A 19,328-nucleotide genomic window follows, 5' to 3' on the forward strand; every position below is an offset into this window, starting at 1 on the left:
TCAAAACGATGTCGAACAGCCTTTTCCGAGTATATCGCGCGGTCGCGCTCGCGCTTTCGGCCGCCGCGCTCGTCGCGGGCACGGCCGCGTGCGCCGCACCGAACGACGACACGCTCGCCGGGGACGACCAGATCTTCGTGCAGCTGCGCGAAGCCGCGCGCCGCAACGACGCCGCGAAGGCCGCGCAGCTCGCGGCGATGATTCCGAACTATCCGGTTCCGTCCTACGTCGAGTATTTCCAGATCAAGCCGCAACTGTTCGATTCGACGGGCCGCGCACGTGTCGACGCACCCGACGCCCCCGTGCAGTCGTTCCTGCAGCGCTACGACGGCCAGGCGATCGCCGACCGCCTGCGCAACGACTACCTGCTCGTGCTCGGCGCGCGCCACGACTGGCGCGGCTTCGACGAGCAGTACAAGCGCTTCGTGCTCGACGACGACACGCAGGTCAAGTGCTACGCGCTCGAATCGCGCGCGGCGCGCGGCGAGAACGTCGCCGAGGCGGCGCGCGCGCTGCTCGTCGAGCCGAAATACTACGGCGACGCCTGTGTCGACCTGATTACGGCGCTCACCGTCAACCAGCAGTTCACGAGCGACGACGTGTGGCAGCAGGCACGCCTCGCGTACGAGCAGAACTACACGACGCTCGGCGGGAAGATCGTCGACGCGCTCGGCCCGCGGCCGGTCGGCTTCGATCAGGCGACCAGCGCGCCGCCGCTGTACCTCGCGCGCGGCGTCGGCCCCGACGCGGTATCGCATCAGCTCGCGCTGATCGCGCTCGGCCGCATGGCGCGCAACGACCCGGACGCTGCGGCCGGGATGCTGACGTCCATCGCCGGCTCGCTGACGAAGCAGGAGCAGGCGATCGCATGGGGCGCGATCGGCTACCAGGGGGCGATCAAGCGCTCGGCGCTCGCATCGGTCTGGTATGCGAAATCCGCGAACGCGCCGCTGTCGAACCCCGGTTACGAATGGCGCACGCGCGCCGCGTTGCTCGTCGGCAACTGGCCGATGGTGCGCTGGTCGATCGAACAGATGCCGCCGTCGCTGCGCAGCGATCCGGCGTGGATCTACTGGCATGCACGCGCGCTCAAGCAGAGCGGCGACACGCTGCAGGCGAACCAGGAATTCGAGCAGGTCGCGGGCCAGTTCAACTTCTACGGGCAGCTCGCCGGAGAGGAGCTCGGCCAGCGCACGTCGGTCCCGCCGCGCACGAATGTGAGCGACGCCGACGTCGACGCGATGAGCAAGATCCCCGGATTCGCGCTCGCGCAACGCTTCTATGGGCTGAACCTGCGCCTCGAGGGCAACCGCGAATGGAACTGGCCGCTGCGCGGGATGACCGATCGCCAGCTGCTCGCGGCCGCCGAATACGGCAAGCGCATCGACCTGCTCGACCGCACGGTCAACACGGCCGACCGCACGAAGGCCGAGCACGACTTCACGCTGCGCTACCCGTCGCCGTACCGCGACATCGTCGAGCGCTACGCGCAGTCGACCGGCCTGGACATCGAATGGGCGTACGGGCTGATTCGCCAGGAGTCGCGCTTCATCACGAACGCGCGTTCGTCGGTCGGCGCGGGCGGGCTGATGCAGTTGATGCCGGCCACCGCGCAGCTCGTCGCGAAGAAGCTCGGGATGGGCACGATCACGCGTGCGCAGATGCACGACATCAATACGAACATCCAGCTCGGCACCTGGTACCTGTCGGACATCTACAACAACTTCGACAGCTCGCCGGTGCTGGCGACGGCCGGCTACAACGCGGGCCCGGGCCGGCCGCGCCAGTGGCGCCAGGTGTTGACGCAGCCGGTCGAAGGCGCGATCTTCGCGGAGACGATTCCGTTCAACGAGACGCGCGACTACGTGAAGAACGTGCTGTCGAATACCGTCTACTACGCGGCGCTCTTCGAGGGCAAACCGCAGTCGTTGAAGAAACGCCTGGGCATGATCTCGCCCTGATCCGCAATCTTTCCACTGCCGCGCGAGACGCGGCAGTGTTCAAGGAGTCGTTCACGCTAACGACGGGCTCGTTCCGCTGACTGGAAGAGTCGTTTGTGGGGCCAGCGCAAGCCCGTTATTCGCGTGAACAGCCCTGTAGAGGTCTCGAACATGGATCGCCAGACCATCGCGCTGCTGGGTGGCACCGGCTTCATCGGCAGCCGGCTCGTCAATGCGTTGATCGACGCCGGCAAGCGGGTGCGGATCGGCACGCGGCGGCGCGAGCATGCACGCCACCTGCAGATGCTGCCGGTCGAGATCGTCGAGCTCGACGCGCTCGATCCGCGCACGCTGGCGCGGTTCGTCGCCGGCGCGCATGCGGCCGTCAACCTCGTCGGCGTGCTGCACGGCGGCCGCGGCACGCCGTACGGGCCCGGGTTCGAGCGCGCGCACGTCGCGCTGCCGGCCGCGCTGGCCGCCGCGTGCGTCGAAGTCGGCGTGCGGCGCCTGCTGCACATGAGCGCGCTCGGCGCCGATTCGCACGGCCCGAGCATGTACCAGCGCTCGAAGGGCGACGGCGAGGCCGCGCTGCATGCGGTCGCGGCGACCGACTCGCTCGCGTTGACGATCTTCCGCCCGTCAGTCGTGTTCGGCCCCGGCGACGCGTTCCTGAACACGTTCGCGAACCTGCAGCGCACGCTGCCGGTGCTGCCGCTCGCGATGCCCGATGCGCGCTTCCAGCCGGTGTTCGTCGGCGACGTCGTGCGCGCGTTCGTCAACACGCTCGATCTCGCGGCCGCGCACGGCAAGACCTACGAACTCGGCGGCCCCACCGTCTACACGCTCGAGCAATTGGTGCGTTATTGCGGCACGCTGGTCGGCCGGCAGGCACGCATCGTGCGCCTGCCCGACGCGCTCGCGCGGCTGCAGGCGAGCGTGTTCGAATGCCTGCCCGGCGAGCCGATGATCACGCGCGACAATCTCGCGTCGATGTCGGTGCCGAACGTGCTGTCCGGGCCGCTCGCGCCCGAACTCGGGATCTCGCCCGCGAGTCTCGAGAGCATCGCACCCGCGTATCTCGGCCATGCCGCGCGGCGCTCCCGCTTCGACTGGTTCCGCTCGCGCCGCTAGGCATCGCGGGCCGTCGCTTCCGTCATTCACTTTCGCGCTTTTCGGAACCCCGCCATGAAACTCGTCATTGGAGACAAGAATTACTCGTCGTGGTCGATGCGGCCGTGGCTGCTGCTCGCGCATTTCGGCATCCCGTTCGACGAGATCGCGATCGAGCTGCGCCGCGACGACACGGCCGCGCGCATCCGCGAGTATTCGCCGACCGGCAAGGTGCCGTGCCTGATCGACGACCATGGCATCGCGATCTGGGATTCGCTCGCGATCGCCGAGACGCTCGCCGAGCGCTATCCGCAGTTCCCGATGTGGCCGGCCGATCCGCTCGATCGCGTGCATGCGCGCTGCATCTCGGCGGAGATGCACTCGGGCTTCGCCGCGCTGCGCACGCAGATGGGGATGAACGTGCGCGCGTCGATGCCGGGACGCGGCGCGACGCCCGATGCGCTCGCCGACGTCGCGCGCATCGACGAGATGTGGAGCGCATGCATCGAGGCATCGGGCGGACCGTTCCTGTTCGGTGAATTCGGGATCGCCGATGCGATGTATGCGCCCGTCGTGATGCGTTTCAACACGTATGCGCCGGCGTTGTCGCCCGAGGCCGCCGGGTATGCCGCGCGCGTGACGGCGCTGCCGGCGGTGCAGCGCTGGATCGATGCCGCGCGCCGCGAAACCAACGTGATCGCCGAATACGAACCGACGCCATGAACATCTACGCAGTAGGCGGAGCGATCCGCGACGAATTGCTCGGCGTGCCGGTGCAGGACCGCGACTACGTGGTGGTGGGCGCGACGCCCGAGCAGATGGCCGCGCAGGGCTTCCGGCCGGTCGGCAAGGATTTTCCCGTGTTCCTGCATCCGGACACGCAGGAGGAATACGCGCTCGCGCGCACCGAACGCAAGACGGCGGCCGGCTATCACGGCTTCCAGTTCTACTACGCGCCGGACGTGACGCTCGACGAGGATCTCGCGCGGCGCGACCTGACGATCAACGCGATGGCGCGTGAAGTGAGCCCGGAGGGCGCGCTGATCGGCCCGGTGATCGATCCGTTCGACGGACAGGCCGACCTGCGTGCACGTGTGTTCCGGCACGTGGGCAACGCGTTCGTCGAGGATCCGGTGCGGATCCTGCGGATCGCGCGCTTTGCCGCGCGCTTCGCGGATTTCACGGTCGCGGACGACACGCTCGCGCTGATGCGGCGGATGGTCGACGCGGGCGAAGCGGACGCGCTGGTGCCCGAGCGCGTGTGGCAGGAGATCGCGCGCGGGCTGATGGAGGCGAAGCCGTCGCGGATGTTCGCGGTGCTGCGCGAGTGCGGCGCGCTCGCGCGCATCCTGCCCGAGGTCGACGCGTTGTGGGGCGTGCCGCAGCGCGCGGACTACCACCCGGAAGTCGACGCGGGCGTGCACGTGATGATGGTCGTCGACTATGCGGCGAAGCAGGGCTACTCGCTGCCGGTGCGCTTCGCGGCGCTCACGCACGATCTCGGCAAGGCGACGACGCCCGCCGACGTGCTGCCGCGCCATGTCGGGCACGAAGGCCGCGGCGTCGATCTCATCAAGCCGCTGTGCGAGCGGCTGCGCGTGCCGAACGAGTGCCGCGATCTCGCGCTGGTGGTCGCGCGCGAGCACGGCAACCTGCATCGCGTGATGGAAATGGGCGCGGCCGCGCTGGTGCGGCTCTTCGAGCGCAGCGACGCGCTGCGCAAGCCCGCACGCTTCGCCGAGATGCTGCAGGCGTGCGAATCGGATGCGCGCGGCCGGCTCGGGCTCGACACGCAGCCGTATCCGCAGGCCGAGCGGCTGCGCGTGGCGCTGGTGGCGGCGCGCAGCGTCGACGCGGGCGCGATCGCGCGCGGCGTCGCCAACGACGCGATGCAGATCAAGGATGCCGTGCATCGCGCGCGCATCGAGGCCGTCAAGCAGGCGCTGGCGATCGAGGAATAGTGCTGCGGAAGCGCCGGGTGGCGTGGTGCGCCGCCCGGCCGCCAGCCGTCATTTCTTCGTGCGGGCGGTGGCGCGGCGGGCCGGCGTGGCGGCAGCCTGACGTTTGGCAGCGGCCGAGCGCGGCTTTCTGGCTGCCGGCCTGGTCATCGCACGGGCGGGCGTGTCGTCCGGCGCGGCCGCGTTCGAATCCGCATCGCGCTCGCGCTTCGGTGCGGCTTTACGGCGGCTCACGCGCGGTTCTCCCGGCGCCGCGCCGGCATCGCGTGCGAGCAGTCTGATCTTCATCGCCTCGGATCCCAGCTCGGCGCCGTTGTCGTCGAACAGCGGCAGCGTGCCGACCGCGATCATTTCGGCGGGCCCGTCGCCAACGTTCGCGACGCGGTGGCGCTTCCGCGCGTCGAAGTGCAGCGAGTCGCCGGCAGACAGCGGGTAATCCTTCTTGCCGATCGTGTAGCAGAGCCGGCCGGTCAGCACGTACACGAACTCGTCACCGCCGTGCGCGACCCATTCCGAACGGTAGCCCTCCATCATCCGGACCTTGAGCGCGTTGATCTGACTGCCGTCGAAGGTGGTGGACAGCCGCTCGTACCACTGCGACGCGGCATCGACCGCGTACGGTTCGCGGCGCCCCGCGTGCGAGTCGGGCTGCGCCTGGCGCGGCTGGTCGATCAGCGTGCCGAGCGGCACGTTCAGCGCCTTCGCGACGTTGACGAGCGACGAGAGCGAAATGCCGGTGAGGTGGCGCTCGACCTGCGACAGGAACCCGACCGACAGGTTCGCTTCGGTCGCGACTTCCAGCAGCGTCTTCTTCGCTTCCCGGCGCAGGCGGCGAATGCGCTGGCCGATACGCATGATGTCTGAATCCATGAATCTCTTTCGTGGCAACGAGTCGCAAGGCGAGCGGAGGGGCGGTGCCGTCGCCGGGATGCGGCATTCCGCGAATCGCACGAAGCACGGCCGTCGGGACGACGATGCCGGCGCATTGTACCGCGCACGGCGGCGCCCGGCCGCCCCGCGCCAGGCAGGGCCGCGTGGGGCCGCGCCGCCGCCGCCGCGCGCGGTGCCGGTAATTTTAGCCCTACGAAAATTTTGGCTTGACCTCGATTTCAGCGTGCTCTAGATTCTGTCGCTCGCATCAAACAAAGTTAAGTGAGACAAAAATTTCCCCGAAAATCCGTCGATGGAACGCGCCACGGCGCGGCTGCTCGCCGGGCCGCGCGTCGTCCCCGCGCGGGCGGCGCGGCGCGCCAGGCACGCGCCGGCGCGTGACGCCGACGGCGGACGACAACAATCAATAGCGGGTATCCGATGATCGATCGACTGAAATACAGCTTCTCCGGCCTTCCCTCGTACGACGCGTCCGTCGCCGACACGCAGGCCGGTCTGTCGCGACTGCTCGACGCCGCCCGGCTCGACGCGGTCGTGGTCACGTCGCAGGACGAATACATCACCGAATACCTGCCGCGCAGCAACAACCCGCGCTACGCGCTGTCGGGCTTCGACGGCTCGGCCGGCTGCGGGATCTTCCTGAGCGCGGCGACCGCGCAGGCGCTCGGCGTGCCGCCGTTCGTGCTGTTCGTCGACGGCCGCTATCACCTGCAGGCCGAACAGCAGTGCGACCCGGCGCGCGTGCGCATCGAAAAGCTCGGGATGAACGTGACGATCTGGCAGGCGCTGGCCGACTGGCTGCTCGCGCACGCGAGCCGGCTCGCGCGGGTCGGCTACGACGCGCTGCGGATCAGCGTCGCGCAGCGCGACCGGCTGGTCGAGCGCACGCAGGCGGCGTCGCTCGACTGGACGAGCCTCGTCGAGCGCGAGATCGACCGCGCGATCGCGCTGCCGGGCTGGGTGGTCGAGCGGCCGATCTTCGAGCTGCCGGACGCGATGACCGGCGCGAGCGTCGCGCACAACCTCGACGCGCTGAACCGGCGGCTCGCCGCGCACACCGGTGCGGCGCCCGGCAAGACCGCATTCTTCACGTGCGCGTCCGACGATCTCGCGTACCTGCTGAACAGCCGCGGCTATCACATCCCGAATGCGTCGTCGCACCTGGGCTTCCTGTTCGCGGTCGGCGAGCAGGTCGTGCTGTTCCTGCCGGAAGGCTGCGACCGCTGCCCGGTCGAACTGGCGTCGTATCCGGCGCTGCACGTGATCCGGCGCGACTTCGCCGAACTCGAGCGCTTCCTCGCGCAATTCGCGGTCGACCACGTGTGCTACGGCTTCGAATCGGTCAACTGCGCGCTCGTCGAGTCGGTGCGCCGCGTGTGGCCGCACGCGCGCCACGCCGATTTCAACCCGGTGGAGGCGCTGCGGGCCGGCAAGACGCCGGCCGTGCTCGACCGGTTCCGCGACGCGTTCGCGCGCAGTTCGGCGGCGATCGCCGAAACGATGCGCTGGGCGAAGGCCGGCGAGCCGGGGCGGCGCCATACCGAGTACGACCTGGCCCGCACGATCAACGACGCGTACGGCGCCCGTTCGGCGGTCGCGCTGACGTTCCCGTCGATCGCGGCGAATGGCGCGAACAGCGCGTTCGCGCATTACACGGCGGCGAGCGCCGACGTCGAGCTGACCGAAGGCGAGCTCGTGCTGCTCGACAGCGGCGCTTACTACGACGCCGGTTTCGCGACGGACTGCACGCGCGTCGTGCTGCGTCGCACGCGGCCGGAGACGGTCGCGCAGCCGTGGCAGCGCGAGATCTACACGGTCGCGCTGAAGGCGTGCATCAAGGGGCTCGTCACGCGTTTCCCGAAGACGGCGACGGGCGGCGACGTCGATGCGACGGTGCGCCAGGTGTGCCGCGACCACGGCTACGATTTCGGCCACGGCACCGGGCACGGCGTCGGGATCCACGTGCACGAGGGCGGCGTGCGGTTCGCGCCGGGCGCGAAGTACGGGCTGGTGCCGAACGCGGTGATTTCGGTCGAGCCGGGCATCTACGTGCCGGGCAAGGGTGGCGTGCGGATCGAGAACATCGTGATCGTGCGCGCGGACGACGACGCGTCGGACACCGTGGCGTTCGAGAACATCGTCACGGTCGGCTACGACTGGGACCTGATCGACGTCGAATTGCTGAACGACGACGAGCGCGCGTATCTGCGCGACTACGAACGGCTTTGCGTGGAACGCGGCACGCAGGTCACCGCGTGTCCGCTGCTGTAAGACGGGGAAGGGGCGCGCGGCCGAGGCAGGGCCGCGCGGTGCGCAGCCGGCGCGTCGATGCGCCGGCGTGATCGGTACGTCAGTGGAATCGGGGCAGTCGGTGCAGTCGGTACGGTCGGGGCATCAGCGCATCAGCGCCGACACACGCCCGTCCGGGCCATAGACCCCGGCCGGCGCGGGCGCCGAGCGCAGCACCGCGAGCGCTCGCTCGTTGTAGTCCATCCGGATCCGGATCAGCATCCCGTTGGTCGCATTGGCCTGGCGCGCGCGTTCGGCGGCCTGCAGCAACAACTGCCAGCGGCCGGCGAGGCGGGCATCGCGCTCGGCGGCCTGGTCCATCCCTTTCTTGCCGGCCGGAAAGCCGAGCGCGGACAACTGCGTGTCGCGCGTGCGCTCGAGCTGCGCGAGCCGGTCGATCAACGCGCTTTTCTTCTCGACGATGCCGGGCAGCACGTCGAGCGGCTCCGGCGTCGTCAGTGCCTTTTCCTCGTAGGCGAGCAGGGACGCGAACGCTTCGACCGTCGCGTGTTCGTCGTTGACCGTGGCCAGCAGCTCTTCTCTCATCGCGTCATGCTCGTCGCGCCGGCACGCGTGTCCGCATGCCGGCAAACCAGGGGACCGGTCCGGGCGTGACGGGCCCCGGGCCGGCTCAGTTGCCCTGCGAGCGCTGCTGTTGCAGCAGGTCGCGGGCGGTATTCAGTACGCCGTCGGCGATCTTGTTCACGTCGATCGTCAACGTGCCGTTGTTCAGCGCGTCCTTGATCGACTGGACGAGGGCCGTGTCGATGTCGGCGCTGCCGGAGGCCGACAGCGAACGCAGCTGGCCGGACAGACCCGACAGGTTCACGGTCGTGTCGCCGCCGGTCGATCCTGCGTCGGCCGCTTGCGCGGACGACGACGAAGCCGCGCCGGATTGCGCGCGGGTCGCGCCGTTGCCGGTCGACGCGAGTGGGCTCGGGTTCGGAGTGGAATCGATCTTCACGATGGGTTTCCTGTACGGTATGACCCAGATAACGGCCGGGTCGGCCCGAACTTTAGCATCGTGAGCCCGACATTCTCCGAATAGACAATTCTTTGCAATCTTGCGGCGGGATCCGTCCCTATAGCGGAATTTCCACGGTCCCGGCGTCCTTGACGATCGCCGTGACGATCTGCCCCGCCGCCATCCTGACCCGCACCGACTGGCCCGGCGCCGCATTCGCGAGCGCGCTGCCCTCGGCCGAGATCGTGAAGCCGGGCCCGGCCGCGACGACCCGCACCGTCTGGCCGGCCGACACCGACGCGGCGCTCTTCAGCATGTCCTGGCGCAGCGGCAGCCCGGCCGAGATCCGGGCCAGCGCGGTCGCGCCGACCGCCTGCGCGGGATCGGTGATCACCGCCAGCGGCAGCACCGTCAGGTCGCCGTCGCGCGCGACGAGGTCGGCCGCAGTGAGCGGCTCGCCGGGCGCGATCTGCCGCGCGGCGACGTAATAGGTGGCCTGCACGGCGACCTTCGCCTGCAGATAGACGGTCCACGGCCGCTCGCCGGCGCAGCGCACGCCGACCGTCGTGCGGCCCCACAGGCGCGCGCCGGTCGGCAGGAACGGCTCGAGCGTCGTGCAGGCGGCGAGCCCGCGCGGAAATGCGGTCGCGACGGTCGCGGTGGTCTTGCCCGGCAGGCCCGCGACCTGCTGCTGCAGGAATGCGAGGGCTGTGCGCCGGATCGTGTCTGGGTCCTGCTGGCCGGCCGGCGTGGCCGGCTGGAGCGTGGCGGCGGCCTGGGCCGGGTTGGCGGCAGCGGCCGGCGCGCGCGGCGCCGGCGCGGCTGAAGCGGCCCGGGCCGCGGCCATGCGCGCGGCGATGGCCGGTCGTGCGGAATTCGCGGAATTCGATGCGGGCTCGGCCGTACCGGCGACGACGGTCGCGACGGCACCCGGATCGGCGGCGCGCCGTGCGCCATCGCCCGCGTTCGTGCGCGCGGCGGCGTAGACGGGGCGCGGCGCGGGCGCCGGCACGGCGGCCGGCGGCGGGACGCTCGTCACGACCATCGAGCCGGCCGGCAGCGCCGCAGAGCCGGCCGAGGCCGCGCCGGTCATGCCGGCGCCACCACCCGCGCCAACGGCACCGCCCGCCATCGCCATGCCCGTACCCGAAGCCGTGCCCGCATTCCCGCCGAACTGCCCGCCGCTCGCCGCGTTCGCATGCGCGAGCGCGGTTTCGGCCGTCTCGCCGCGTCCGGGAATCACGATCATCCCGTCGTCCGCGTGCGCAAGCGGCACCGCGAGCCACAGCGCCGCGGCGAGCGCGAACGCCCGCGCCATGCGCGTGCCGCGTCCGTCGTTTCCGCGAAGTGCGCCTGTCATCGCCGTGTCCTCGAAGCCGTTGATCCGATTCGCATTCTAGGGAGCCCGGCCGTCGCGCAAACGATGAATAGAGGGGGCCTTTGCCGCGTTATTCGTCCGATTGCCGGTTGCGCCCGACGCCTACCATCGCTGTCATGGAAAAAAGCCCCTTGGGTCGCCATCCGGCGCAAGGGGGCGTGCAGCGCTTCATACGGAGAGACGCACACATGCTGGACAAACTCGATGCCGAATTCGCGTTCGGCCGACAGGCGCTCGACGTGCGCGCCTATCGGCAGGAACTGCTGTCGTCGAACATCGCGAACGCCGACACGCCCGGCTATCAGGCCCGCGACGTCGACTTCGCGTCGACCCTCGCGCGCTCGCTGAAGCAGACCGGCGGCGGCCTCGCGCCGAGCAACGCCGCGCAGCTGCCGATGGCGCAGCCGGCCGGCGTGACGAGCGGGATGACGATGGTGTCGACGGCGCCCGGCCACATGGCCGGCACCGCGAAGCTGATTCCGACGGGCGGCCCGGCCGACGACTACGGTCGCGCGCAGTACCGGATGCCGCTGCAGCCGTCGCTCGACGGCAACACGGTCGATCTCGACGTCGAGCGCGTGCAGTTCGCGAACAATGCGCTGCACTACGAAACCGGGATGACCGTGATGACCCAGCAGATCAAGGCGATGATCGCCGCGATCTCGACGAACTCGTAAGCGCGCGCCGCTTTCGCCCCGAACAAGGAGCCCTCATGCCCTCGTTGATGAACATCTTCGGCGTCGCCGGTTCGGCGCTGTCCGCGCAATCGCAGCGCCTGAACGTCACCGCGTCGAACCTCGCGAACGCCGACAGCGCGACCGGCCCCGACGGCAAGCCGTACAAGGCCAAGCAGGTCGTGTTCGCGACCGATCCGATCGGCGGCGCGCGCACCGCGTCCGGCCAGGGCGTCGGCGGCGTGCGCGTGACCAGGGTGGTCGACGATCCGTCGCCGATGAAGTCGACCTACGACCCGGCGAACCCGGCCGCCGACGCGAATGGCTACGTGCAGATGCCGAACGTCGATCCGGTGCAGGAGATGGTGAACATGATCTCGGCGTCGCGCTCGTACCAGGCCAACGTCGAGACGCTGAACACCGCGAAGACGCTGATGCTCAAGACGCTGACGATCGGCACGTAAGCCGCGCGCCGGGCGTCCTTCCCCACCGAGACCCAGACCCGACAGTTCCGACACAAGGCCACCCAGGATGACTTCCACCAGCACGACGATCGGCAGCAACGGCACCAACGTGTCGACCCTGCCGACCGACACGATGAACACCAACAACGTGTCGACGAACGGCACATCGGCGAGCGACCTGCAGGCGACGTTCCTGAAGCTGCTCGTCACGCAGCTGCAGAACCAGGATCCGACGAGCCCGGTCGACAGCTCGCAGATGACGTCGCAGCTCGCGCAGATCAACACGGTGAGCGGCATCGCGCAGCTGAACACGTCGCTCACGTCGCTGTCGACGCAGCTCGCGGCCGGCCAGCAGACGCAGGCCGCGCTGCTGATCGGCACGAACGTGCTCGCGCCGGGCAACAGCGTCGCGGTGAAGAGCGGCGCTGCGTCGCCGTTCGGCGTGTCGCTCGCGAACGACGTGTCGAACCTGACGATCACCGTGAAGAACAGCTCGGGCGTCGTCGTCAACACGATCAACGCAGGCAAGCAGTCGGCCGGCACGGTGCCGTTCAACTGGACGCCGACCGATGCGGCCGGCAACGCGCTGCCGGACGGCAAGTACACCGTGAGCGCGCAATACACGGGCTCGGACGGCAAGACATATGCGCCGACCGTGCTCGCGGCCGCGCAGGTGCAGAGCGTGATCAAGCAGGCCGACGGCACGGCGGGGCTCGTGCTGTCGAACGGCACGACGGTGGGCTTGACCCAGGTCGCGTCGATCTTCCCGAACACCGCGTCGTCGTCGTCCGGCGGCACGACCACCACCAACTGATCCAGATTTCTCGAAAACGGAGACCGAAATGGGTTATCAACAGGGTCTGAGCGGCCTCGCCGGCGCATCGAACGCGCTCGACGTGATCGGCAACAACATCGCGAACGCGAACACGGTCGGCTTCAAGTCGAGCACCGCGCAGTTCTCCGACATGTACGCGAACTCGGTCGCGACGTCGGTCAACACGCAAATCGGGATCGGTACGACGCTCGCCTCGGTGCAGCAGCAGTTCGGCCAGGGCACGATCAACACGACGAACTCGTCGCTCGACGTCGCGATCAACGGCAACGGCTTCTTCCAGATGTCGAACAACGGCGTGACGACGTACTCGCGCGACGGCACGTTCCAGCGCGACAAGAACGGCTTCATCGTCGACTCGCAAGGCCGTAACCTGATGGGTTACGCGGCCAACACGGGCGGCGTGATCAACACCGCGCAGACCGTGCCGCTGCAGGCGCCGACCAGCAACATCGCGCCGACCGCGACGACCAAGATCACCGGCCAGTTCAACCTGAACTCGCAGGACACGGTGCCGACCAAGACGCCGTTCAGCGCGACCGACACCACGACGTACAACTACTCGACGTCGATCCAGGTGTACGACTCGCTCGGCGGCTCGCAAGCGGTCAACATGTATTTCGTGAAGTCGGCGGCAGGCACGTGGGAAGCCTACGCGGGCGTGCAGGGCGGCACCACGACGGACCTCGGCACGGTCACGTTCAACTCGTCAGGCGCGATCCAGAGCACGACGACGGGCACGCCGGCCGCGCCGACCGCATCGCTCGGCCAGTTCCAGTTCACCGTCCCGAACACCGACGGCTCGGCGACGCCGCAGCAGCTCACGCTCGACCTGACCGGCACCACGCAGTACGGCGGCAAGGACGGCGTGAACAACCTCGCGCAGGACGGCTATGCGAGCGGCACGCTGACGACCTTCTCGATCGGCGCCGACGGCAAGCTGACCGGCAACTACTCGAACGGCCAGACGTCGGTGCTCGGCCAGATCGTGCTCGCGAACTTCAACAACCCGAACGGGCTCGTCAACCTCGGCGGCAACCAGTACGCCGAATCGTCCGCGTCGGGCGTGCCGCAGATTTCGTCGCCGGGCAGCACGAACCACGGTTCGCTGCAGGGCAGCGCGCTCGAGAACTCGAACGTCGATCTCACGTCGCAGCTCGTCAACCTGATCACCGCGCAGCGCAACTACCAGGCGAACGCGCAGACGATCAAGACGCAGCAGACCGTCGACCAGACGCTCATCAACCTGTAATGCGCGGATAACCGGCAGCCATGGACCGACTGATCTACACGGCGATGACGGGCGCGTCGCAGTCGCTCGACCAGCAGGCGATCGTCGCGAACAACCTCGCGAACGCGTCGACGACGGGCTTTCGCGCGCAGCTCGCGACCTATCGCGCGGTGCCGATGAACTTCGGCGACGGCAGCAACATCGACCCGACGACGACGCGCACCTACGTGCTCGCATCGACGCCCGGCGCGGATTACGCACCGGGCCCGATCACGCGCACCGGCAACCCGCTCGACGTCGCCGTGCAGGGCGCCGGCTGGCTGTCGGTGCAGGCCGCCGACGGCAGCGAGGCCTACACGCGTGCCGGCAACCTGCACGTCGACGAAAACGGCCAGCTCGTCAACGCGAGCAACCTGCCGGTGATCGGCAACGGCGGCCCGATCTCGGTGCCGCCGAACGCGGAAGTGACGATCGGCAAGGACGGCACGGTGTCGGCGTTGATGCCGGGCGATCCGCCGACGGCGGTCGCGATCGTCGACCAGATGAAGCTCGTGAACCCGGACCCCGCCACGCTCACGCGCGGCAACGACGGGCTGTTCCGCACCGCCGACGGCAATCCGGCCGATACCGATCCGAACGTGGTCGTCACGCCGAATTCGCTCGAAGGCAGCAACGTGAACCCGGTGACCGCGATGGTCGCGATGATCGACAACGCACGGGCGTTCCAGCTGCAGTCCAAGCTGATCCAGACGGCCGACCAGAACGAGCAGTCGGCGAACCAGCTGCTCAACTTCAGCTGAGCGGCACGGCCCTCGCTACCAGGAGAAGATTCAACATGAACCGATCGCTCTACATCGCCGCCACCGGCATGAATGCGCAGCAGGCGCAGATGGACGTGATCTCGAACAACCTCGCGAACACCAGCACCAACGGCTTCAAGGCGTCGCGCGCGGTGTTCGAGGATCTGCTGTACCAGACCATCCGCCAGCCGGGCGCGAACTCGACGCAGCAGACCGAACTGCCGTCGGGCCTGCAGCTCGGCACCGGCGTGCAGCAGGTCGCGACCGAGCGCCTGTATACGCAGGGCGGCCTCACGCAGACCGGCAACTCGAAGGACGTCGCGATCAACGGCGCGGGCTTCTTCCAGGTGCTGATGCCGGACGGCACGAACGCATACACGCGCGACGGCTCGTTCCAGACCAACGCGCAGGGCCAGCTCGTCACGTCGAGCGGCTACCAGATCCTGCCGGCGATCACCGTGCCGCAGAACGCGCAGTCGCTCACGATCGGCAAGGACGGCGTCGTGTCGGTCACGCAGCCGGGCTCGAGCAACGCGGTGCAGATCGGCTCGCTGCAGATCGCGACCTTCATCAACCCGGCCGGCCTCGAGGCGAAGGGCGAGAACCTGTTCGCCGAGACCACGTCGTCGGGTGCGCCGAACGTGTCGCAGCCGGGCCTGAACGGCGCGGGCGTGCTCAATCAGGGCTATGTCGAGGCGTCCAACGTGAACGTCGTGCAGGAGCTCGTCAACATGATTCAGACGCAGCGTGCGTACGAGATCAACAGCAAGGCCGTGACGACGTCCGACCAGATGCTGCAGACCGTCACGCAGATGAAGAGCTAACCGGAACGTCCCGTCGTCGCCATGAAGCAGGTTCGCCTCCTCCCGTCAGCCTCCGTCCGCGCCGCGTGCGCGGTCGCGGTGGCCGCGCTCGCCGGTTGCGCGCAGATTCCGCGCGACCCGATCATCCAGCAGCCGATGACGGCGCAGCCGCCGGCGCCGATGTCGATGCAGGCGCCCGGTTCGATCTACAACCCGGGCTACGCGGGCCGGCCGCTGTTCGAGGATCAGCGGCCGCGCAACGTCGGCGACATCCTGACGATCGTGATCGCGGAGAACATCAACGCGACCAAGTCGTCGGGCGCGAACACCAACCGCGCGGGCGACACCAGCTTCAACGTGCCGACGGCCGGCTTCCTTGGCGGGCTGTTCGCGAAGGCGAACCTGTCGGCGGCCGGCAACAACAAGTTCGCGGCGACCGGCGGCGCCAGCGCGGCGAACACGTTCAACGGCACGATCACGGTGACCGTCACCAACGTGTTGCCGAACGGCAATCTCGTCGTCAGCGGCGAGAAGCAGATGCTGATCAACCAGGGCAACGAGTTCGTGCGCTTCTCCGGGGTCGTCAACCCGAACACGATCTCGGGCGCGAACTCGGTCTACTCGACGCAGGTGGCCGACGCGCGGATCGAATACTCGGCGAAGGGCTACATCAACGAAGCCGAGACGATGGGCTGGCTGCAGCGCTTCTTCCTCAACATCGCACCGTGGTGACGACGATGCAGCAGCCTCTTTTCCACCGCCTGTCGTCCCGTGTGTCGCGCGTGCCTGCCGTCGCGCGGCTCGCCGCCGCGTTCGTGCTGGCGGCATGCGTGCTCGGCGCGGCGCCCGCGCACGCGGAGCGCCTCAAGGACCTCGCGCAGATCCAGGGCGTGCGCGACAACCCGCTGATCGGCTATGGCCTCGTCGTCGGTCTCGACGGCACGGGCGACCAGACGATGCAGACGCCGTTCACGACGCAGACGCTCGCGAACATGCTCGCGAACCTCGGCATCTCGATCAACAACGGCTCGGCGAACGGCGGCACGTCGTCGCTGAACAACATGCAGCTGAAGAACGTCGCGGCCGTGATGGTGACCGCGACGCTGCCGCCGTTCGCGCGGCCGGGCGAGGCGCTCGACGTGACGGTCTCGTCGCTCGGCAACGCGAAGAGCCTGCGCGGCGGCACGCTGCTGCTCACGCCGCTGAAGGGCGCGGACGGCCAGGTGTACGCGCTCGCGCAGGGCAACATGGCGGTCGGCGGCGCGGGGGCGAGCGCGAACGGCAGCCGCGTGCAGGTGAACCAGCTCGCGGCCGGCCGGATCGTCGGCGGCGCGATCGTCGAGCGCTCGGTGCCGAACGCGATCGCGCAGATGAACGGCGTGCTGCAGCTGCAGCTGAACGACATGGACTACGGCACCGCGCAGCGGATCGTGTCCGCGGTCAATTCGAGCTTCGGCCCGGGCACCGCGACGGCGCTCGACGGCCGCACGATCCAGCTCGCCGCGCCGGCGGATTCCGCGCAGCAGGTCGCGTTCATGGCGCGCCTGCAGAACCTCGACGTGAGCCCGGACAAGGCCGCCGCAAAGGTGATCCTGAACGCGCGCACCGGCTCGATCGTGATGAACCAGATGGTCACGCTGCAAAGCTGCGCGGTCGCGCACGGCAACCTGTCGGTGGTCGTCAACACGCAGCCCGTGGTGTCGCAGCCGGGGCCGTTCTCGAACGGGCAGACGGTGGTCGCGCAGCAATCGCAGATCCAGCTGAAGCAGGACAACGGCGCGCTGAAGATGGTGACGGCCGGCGCGAACCTCGCCGACGTCGTGAAGGCGCTGAACACGCTCGGCGCGACGCCGGCGGACCTGATGTCGATCCTGCAGGCGATGAAGGCGGCCGGTGCGCTGCGCGCCGATCTGGAGGTGATCTAAATGGCAGCCACTCTCCCGAACGCGAACGACCTGACGCAGCGCTTCGCCCTCGACGTGCAGGGCTTCGACGCGCTGCGCGCGCAGGCGAAGCAGTCGCCGCAGGCCGGCGCGAAGGCGGTCGCCGGCCAGTTCGACGCGATGTTCACGCAGATGATGCTCAAGAGCATGCGCGACGCGTCGCCCGACGGCGGGCTGCTCGATTCGCACACGTCGAAGATGTACACGTCGATGCTCGACCAGCAGCTCGCGCAGCAGATGTCGAAGCGCGGGATCGGTGTGGCCGACGCGCTGATGAAGCAGCTGCTGCGCAACGCGGGGCAGGGCACGGGCGGCGACACGGCGGCCGACGCCGGCGCGGCCGGGCTCGGCGCGGTGGGCCTGGGTGCAGCCGGCTCGGGCACGTCGGGCAACGAAGGCAGCCTCGCCGCGATGAACGCGATGGCAAGGGCCTACGCGAACGCGGCGAACAACGGCGGGCTCGCCGGCGCGCGCGGCTACACGGCCGGCAGCGCGCTGACGCCGCCGCTGAAGGGCGCGAGCGGCGCGCAGGACGCCGACGCGTTCGTCGACCGCCTCGCCGGCCCGGCGCAGGCGGCGAGCGCGACCACCGGCATCCCGGCGCGCTTCATCGTCGGCCAGGCCGCGCTCGAATCGGGCTGGGGCAAGCGCGAGATTCGCGCGAGCGACGGCTCGACGAGCTACAACGTGTTCGGCATCAAGGCGAACAAGGGCTGGACGGGCCGCACGGTGTCGGCGCTGACGACCGAATACGTGAACGGCGCGCCGCGCCGCGTCGTCGCGAAGTTCCGCGCGTACGATTCGTACGAGCACGCGATGACCGATTATGCGAACCTGCTGAAGAACAACCCGCGCTACGCGGGCGTGCTGAGCGCGAGCCGCAGCGTCGAGGGCTTCGCGCACGGGCTGCAGAAGGCCGGCTACGCGACCGACCCGAACTACGCGAAGAAGCTGATCTCGATCATGCAGCAGATCGGCTGACGGGGCAGGGGCCGGAACGGCCCCGCCTGCCGCCCATTCTTGCAGTCTTACGGACCGCGCCCGGCACCCCGCCGCGCGCGGTTTCAACGTTTGCGCGAAAAAAACTGGCAATTCGATCTAAACTTTCGGTGAGCACTGCCGCTAAGTGTGTGAGACCTGCAACCGGGCCATGTTCTGGCCCGGTTTTACTGCGCACCGGTCGCCCGGGCGCCCATGACAAGAAAACCGGCTAGCCATGAATATCGAAACGTCGACCGATCCGAGCCTGGATGCGGGCCATTCCGGGCCCGACTACGCCCGCCGCAATCCGCTGGAGATCGGCGTGCAGCTGCGCAACCTCGTGAACCGCGGCGACTTCCTGACCGTCCAGTACCCGGGCGGCCAGCTCGTCACGCGCCTGCTCGAGGTCGACGTCGGCGCGCGTACGTTCACGTTCGACTGGGGCGCGCTGTCCGAGCAGAACGCCGGCATCCTCGGCGCGTCGCATTGCACGTTCGCGGCGGCGCCCGAAGGCGTGCGCGTCGAATTCAGCACGAGCACACCGCGCGAGACGCGTTACGAGGGGCTGCCTGCGTTCGTCGCCGATTTTCCCGACGTGCTGATGTGCATCCAGCGCCGCGAGTACTTCCGCGTCGATGCGCCGATCGTCGATCCGTTCCTGTGCCGCGGCAAGCTGCCGGACGGCGAGAGCTTCGTGTTCGAGGTGCATAACCTGTCGCTCGGCGGCGTCGGGCTGCGCACGGCCGACGAGCGTGTCGAGGCGCTCGAGGTCGGCACGCTGCTGCCGGACGTCGAGCTTGAGCTGACCGGCCACGGCAAGCTGTCGCTCGACCTGCGGCTCGTGTCGCAGCGTTCGACCCAGATGCCGAACGGTTCGCGGCGCTTCCAGCTCGGGTTTCGCTTCATGTCGCTGCCGGGCAGCGCGGAGAACACGCTGCAGCGCCTGATCACGCAGCTCGAGATGAAGCGCCGCTCGCTCGCGCGGGCCTGACGTACGCCCCTCTCGCGGCCCCGCCCGGGGCCGCTTTCGCACCGGTGCCGGCAGCGCCCGCCGGGGCGCTCGACAGACG

General features: G+C 69.0%; 19 protein-coding genes. 15 read left to right on the forward strand and 4 right to left on the reverse strand.

The window, feature by feature from the left end; all coding sequences use genetic code 11:
* The first annotated feature begins 8 nt into the window (after positions 1-8).
* The 4 genes from ACV22W_RS20730 to ACV22W_RS20745 all read left to right on the forward strand — a co-directional run bounded on the left by ACV22W_RS20730 (position 9) and on the right by ACV22W_RS20745 (position 5,011).
* Positions 9-1,961 (forward strand): transglycosylase SLT domain-containing protein, encoded by a 1,953-nt coding sequence (locus ACV22W_RS20730; RefSeq protein WP_448021390.1) that lies wholly within the window; start codon positions 9-11, stop codon positions 1,959-1,961.
* A gap of 150 nt (positions 1,962-2,111) precedes the next feature.
* Positions 2,112-3,071, forward strand: a complete 960-nt coding sequence (locus tag ACV22W_RS20735; RefSeq protein WP_448021392.1) for a complex I NDUFA9 subunit family protein — start codon at positions 2,112-2,114, stop codon at positions 3,069-3,071.
* Between the two features lie 54 nt (positions 3,072-3,125).
* Entirely contained in the window at positions 3,126-3,773 is a 648-nt protein-coding gene (locus ACV22W_RS20740) for a glutathione S-transferase family protein (protein ID WP_448021394.1), read from the forward strand.
* Complete coding sequence (locus ACV22W_RS20745) at positions 3,770-5,011, forward strand: multifunctional CCA addition/repair protein (protein WP_448021396.1); 1,242 nt, start codon at positions 3,770-3,772, stop codon at positions 5,009-5,011. The genes ACV22W_RS20740 and ACV22W_RS20745 overlap by 4 nt, the downstream gene beginning before the upstream one ends.
* A gap of 48 nt (positions 5,012-5,059) precedes the next feature.
* On the opposite strand, the gene ACV22W_RS20750 is transcribed toward ACV22W_RS20745, so the two are convergent.
* On the reverse strand, positions 5,060-5,878 hold the full coding sequence (locus tag ACV22W_RS20750) for a helix-turn-helix domain-containing protein (protein ID WP_448021397.1): 819 nt from the start codon (positions 5,876-5,878) through the stop codon (positions 5,060-5,062).
* Positions 5,879-6,319: 441 nt separating this feature from the next.
* Here ACV22W_RS20750 and ACV22W_RS20755 point away from each other — a divergent pair, with 441 nt between their 5' ends.
* Positions 6,320-8,170, forward strand: coding sequence for a M24 family metallopeptidase (locus tag ACV22W_RS20755; protein WP_448021398.1), 1,851 nt, complete (start codon positions 6,320-6,322; stop codon positions 8,168-8,170).
* Between the two features lie 123 nt (positions 8,171-8,293).
* Here ACV22W_RS20755 and ACV22W_RS20760 read toward each other — a convergent pair whose 3' ends face one another.
* The 3 genes from ACV22W_RS20760 to flgA all read right to left on the reverse strand — a co-directional run bounded on the left by ACV22W_RS20760 (position 8,294) and on the right by flgA (position 10,512).
* Positions 8,294-8,734 carry a flagella synthesis protein FlgN gene (locus tag ACV22W_RS20760; RefSeq protein ID WP_448021400.1) on the reverse strand — a complete coding sequence of 147 codons (441 nt, stop codon included), beginning with the start codon at positions 8,732-8,734 and terminating at the stop codon, positions 8,294-8,296.
* A gap of 85 nt (positions 8,735-8,819) precedes the next feature.
* Positions 8,820-9,152, reverse strand: a complete 333-nt coding sequence (flgM, locus tag ACV22W_RS20765; RefSeq protein WP_059448495.1) for a flagellar biosynthesis anti-sigma factor FlgM — start codon at positions 9,150-9,152, stop codon at positions 8,820-8,822.
* Between the two features lie 118 nt (positions 9,153-9,270).
* Complete coding sequence (gene flgA, locus ACV22W_RS20770; protein ID WP_448021402.1) at positions 9,271-10,512, reverse strand: flagellar basal body P-ring formation chaperone FlgA; 1,242 nt, start codon at positions 10,510-10,512, stop codon at positions 9,271-9,273.
* 206 nt (positions 10,513-10,718) lie between these two features.
* Between flgA and flgB the strand changes: the two genes are divergently transcribed.
* The 10 genes from flgB to ACV22W_RS20820 all read left to right on the forward strand — a co-directional run bounded on the left by flgB (position 10,719) and on the right by ACV22W_RS20820 (position 19,249).
* The gene (gene flgB, locus ACV22W_RS20775) at positions 10,719-11,207 is read left to right on the forward strand and encodes a flagellar basal body rod protein FlgB (RefSeq protein ID WP_059448497.1); all 489 of its coding nucleotides are present in this window, start codon (positions 10,719-10,721) and stop codon (positions 11,205-11,207) included.
* Between the two features lie 35 nt (positions 11,208-11,242).
* Entirely contained in the window at positions 11,243-11,668 is a 426-nt protein-coding gene (gene flgC / locus ACV22W_RS20780) for a flagellar basal body rod protein FlgC (protein WP_059535085.1), read from the forward strand.
* Between the two features lie 67 nt (positions 11,669-11,735).
* The gene (locus ACV22W_RS20785) at positions 11,736-12,482 is read left to right on the forward strand and encodes a flagellar hook assembly protein FlgD (protein WP_448021403.1); all 747 of its coding nucleotides are present in this window, start codon (positions 11,736-11,738) and stop codon (positions 12,480-12,482) included.
* Between the two features lie 28 nt (positions 12,483-12,510).
* Complete coding sequence (gene flgE, locus ACV22W_RS20790; protein ID WP_448021405.1) at positions 12,511-13,752, forward strand: flagellar hook protein FlgE; 1,242 nt, start codon at positions 12,511-12,513, stop codon at positions 13,750-13,752.
* A 20-nt stretch (positions 13,753-13,772) separates the two neighbouring features.
* Positions 13,773-14,531 (forward strand): flagellar basal-body rod protein FlgF, encoded by a 759-nt coding sequence (gene flgF, locus ACV22W_RS20795; RefSeq protein ID WP_059691964.1) that lies wholly within the window; start codon positions 13,773-13,775, stop codon positions 14,529-14,531.
* Between the two features lie 35 nt (positions 14,532-14,566).
* Entirely contained in the window at positions 14,567-15,355 is a 789-nt protein-coding gene (flgG, locus tag ACV22W_RS20800) for a flagellar basal-body rod protein FlgG (protein WP_014895799.1), read from the forward strand.
* Positions 15,356-15,376: 21 nt separating this feature from the next.
* Complete coding sequence (gene flgH, locus ACV22W_RS20805; protein WP_448021407.1) at positions 15,377-16,066, forward strand: flagellar basal body L-ring protein FlgH; 690 nt, start codon at positions 15,377-15,379, stop codon at positions 16,064-16,066.
* Between the two features lie 5 nt (positions 16,067-16,071).
* Complete coding sequence (locus ACV22W_RS20810; RefSeq protein WP_448021409.1) at positions 16,072-17,259, forward strand: flagellar basal body P-ring protein FlgI; 1,188 nt, start codon at positions 16,072-16,074, stop codon at positions 17,257-17,259.
* Positions 17,260-18,258 (forward strand): flagellar assembly peptidoglycan hydrolase FlgJ, encoded by a 999-nt coding sequence (gene flgJ, locus ACV22W_RS20815; protein WP_448021411.1) that lies wholly within the window; start codon positions 17,260-17,262, stop codon positions 18,256-18,258.
* A 235-nt stretch (positions 18,259-18,493) separates the two neighbouring features.
* A complete protein-coding gene (locus ACV22W_RS20820) occupies positions 18,494-19,249 on the forward strand; it encodes a flagellar brake protein (RefSeq protein WP_448021413.1) in 756 nt (251 codons plus the stop codon).
* Positions 19,250-19,328: the final 79 nt, after the last annotated feature.

This window comes from Burkholderia sp. AW49-1, assembly GCF_053427845.1.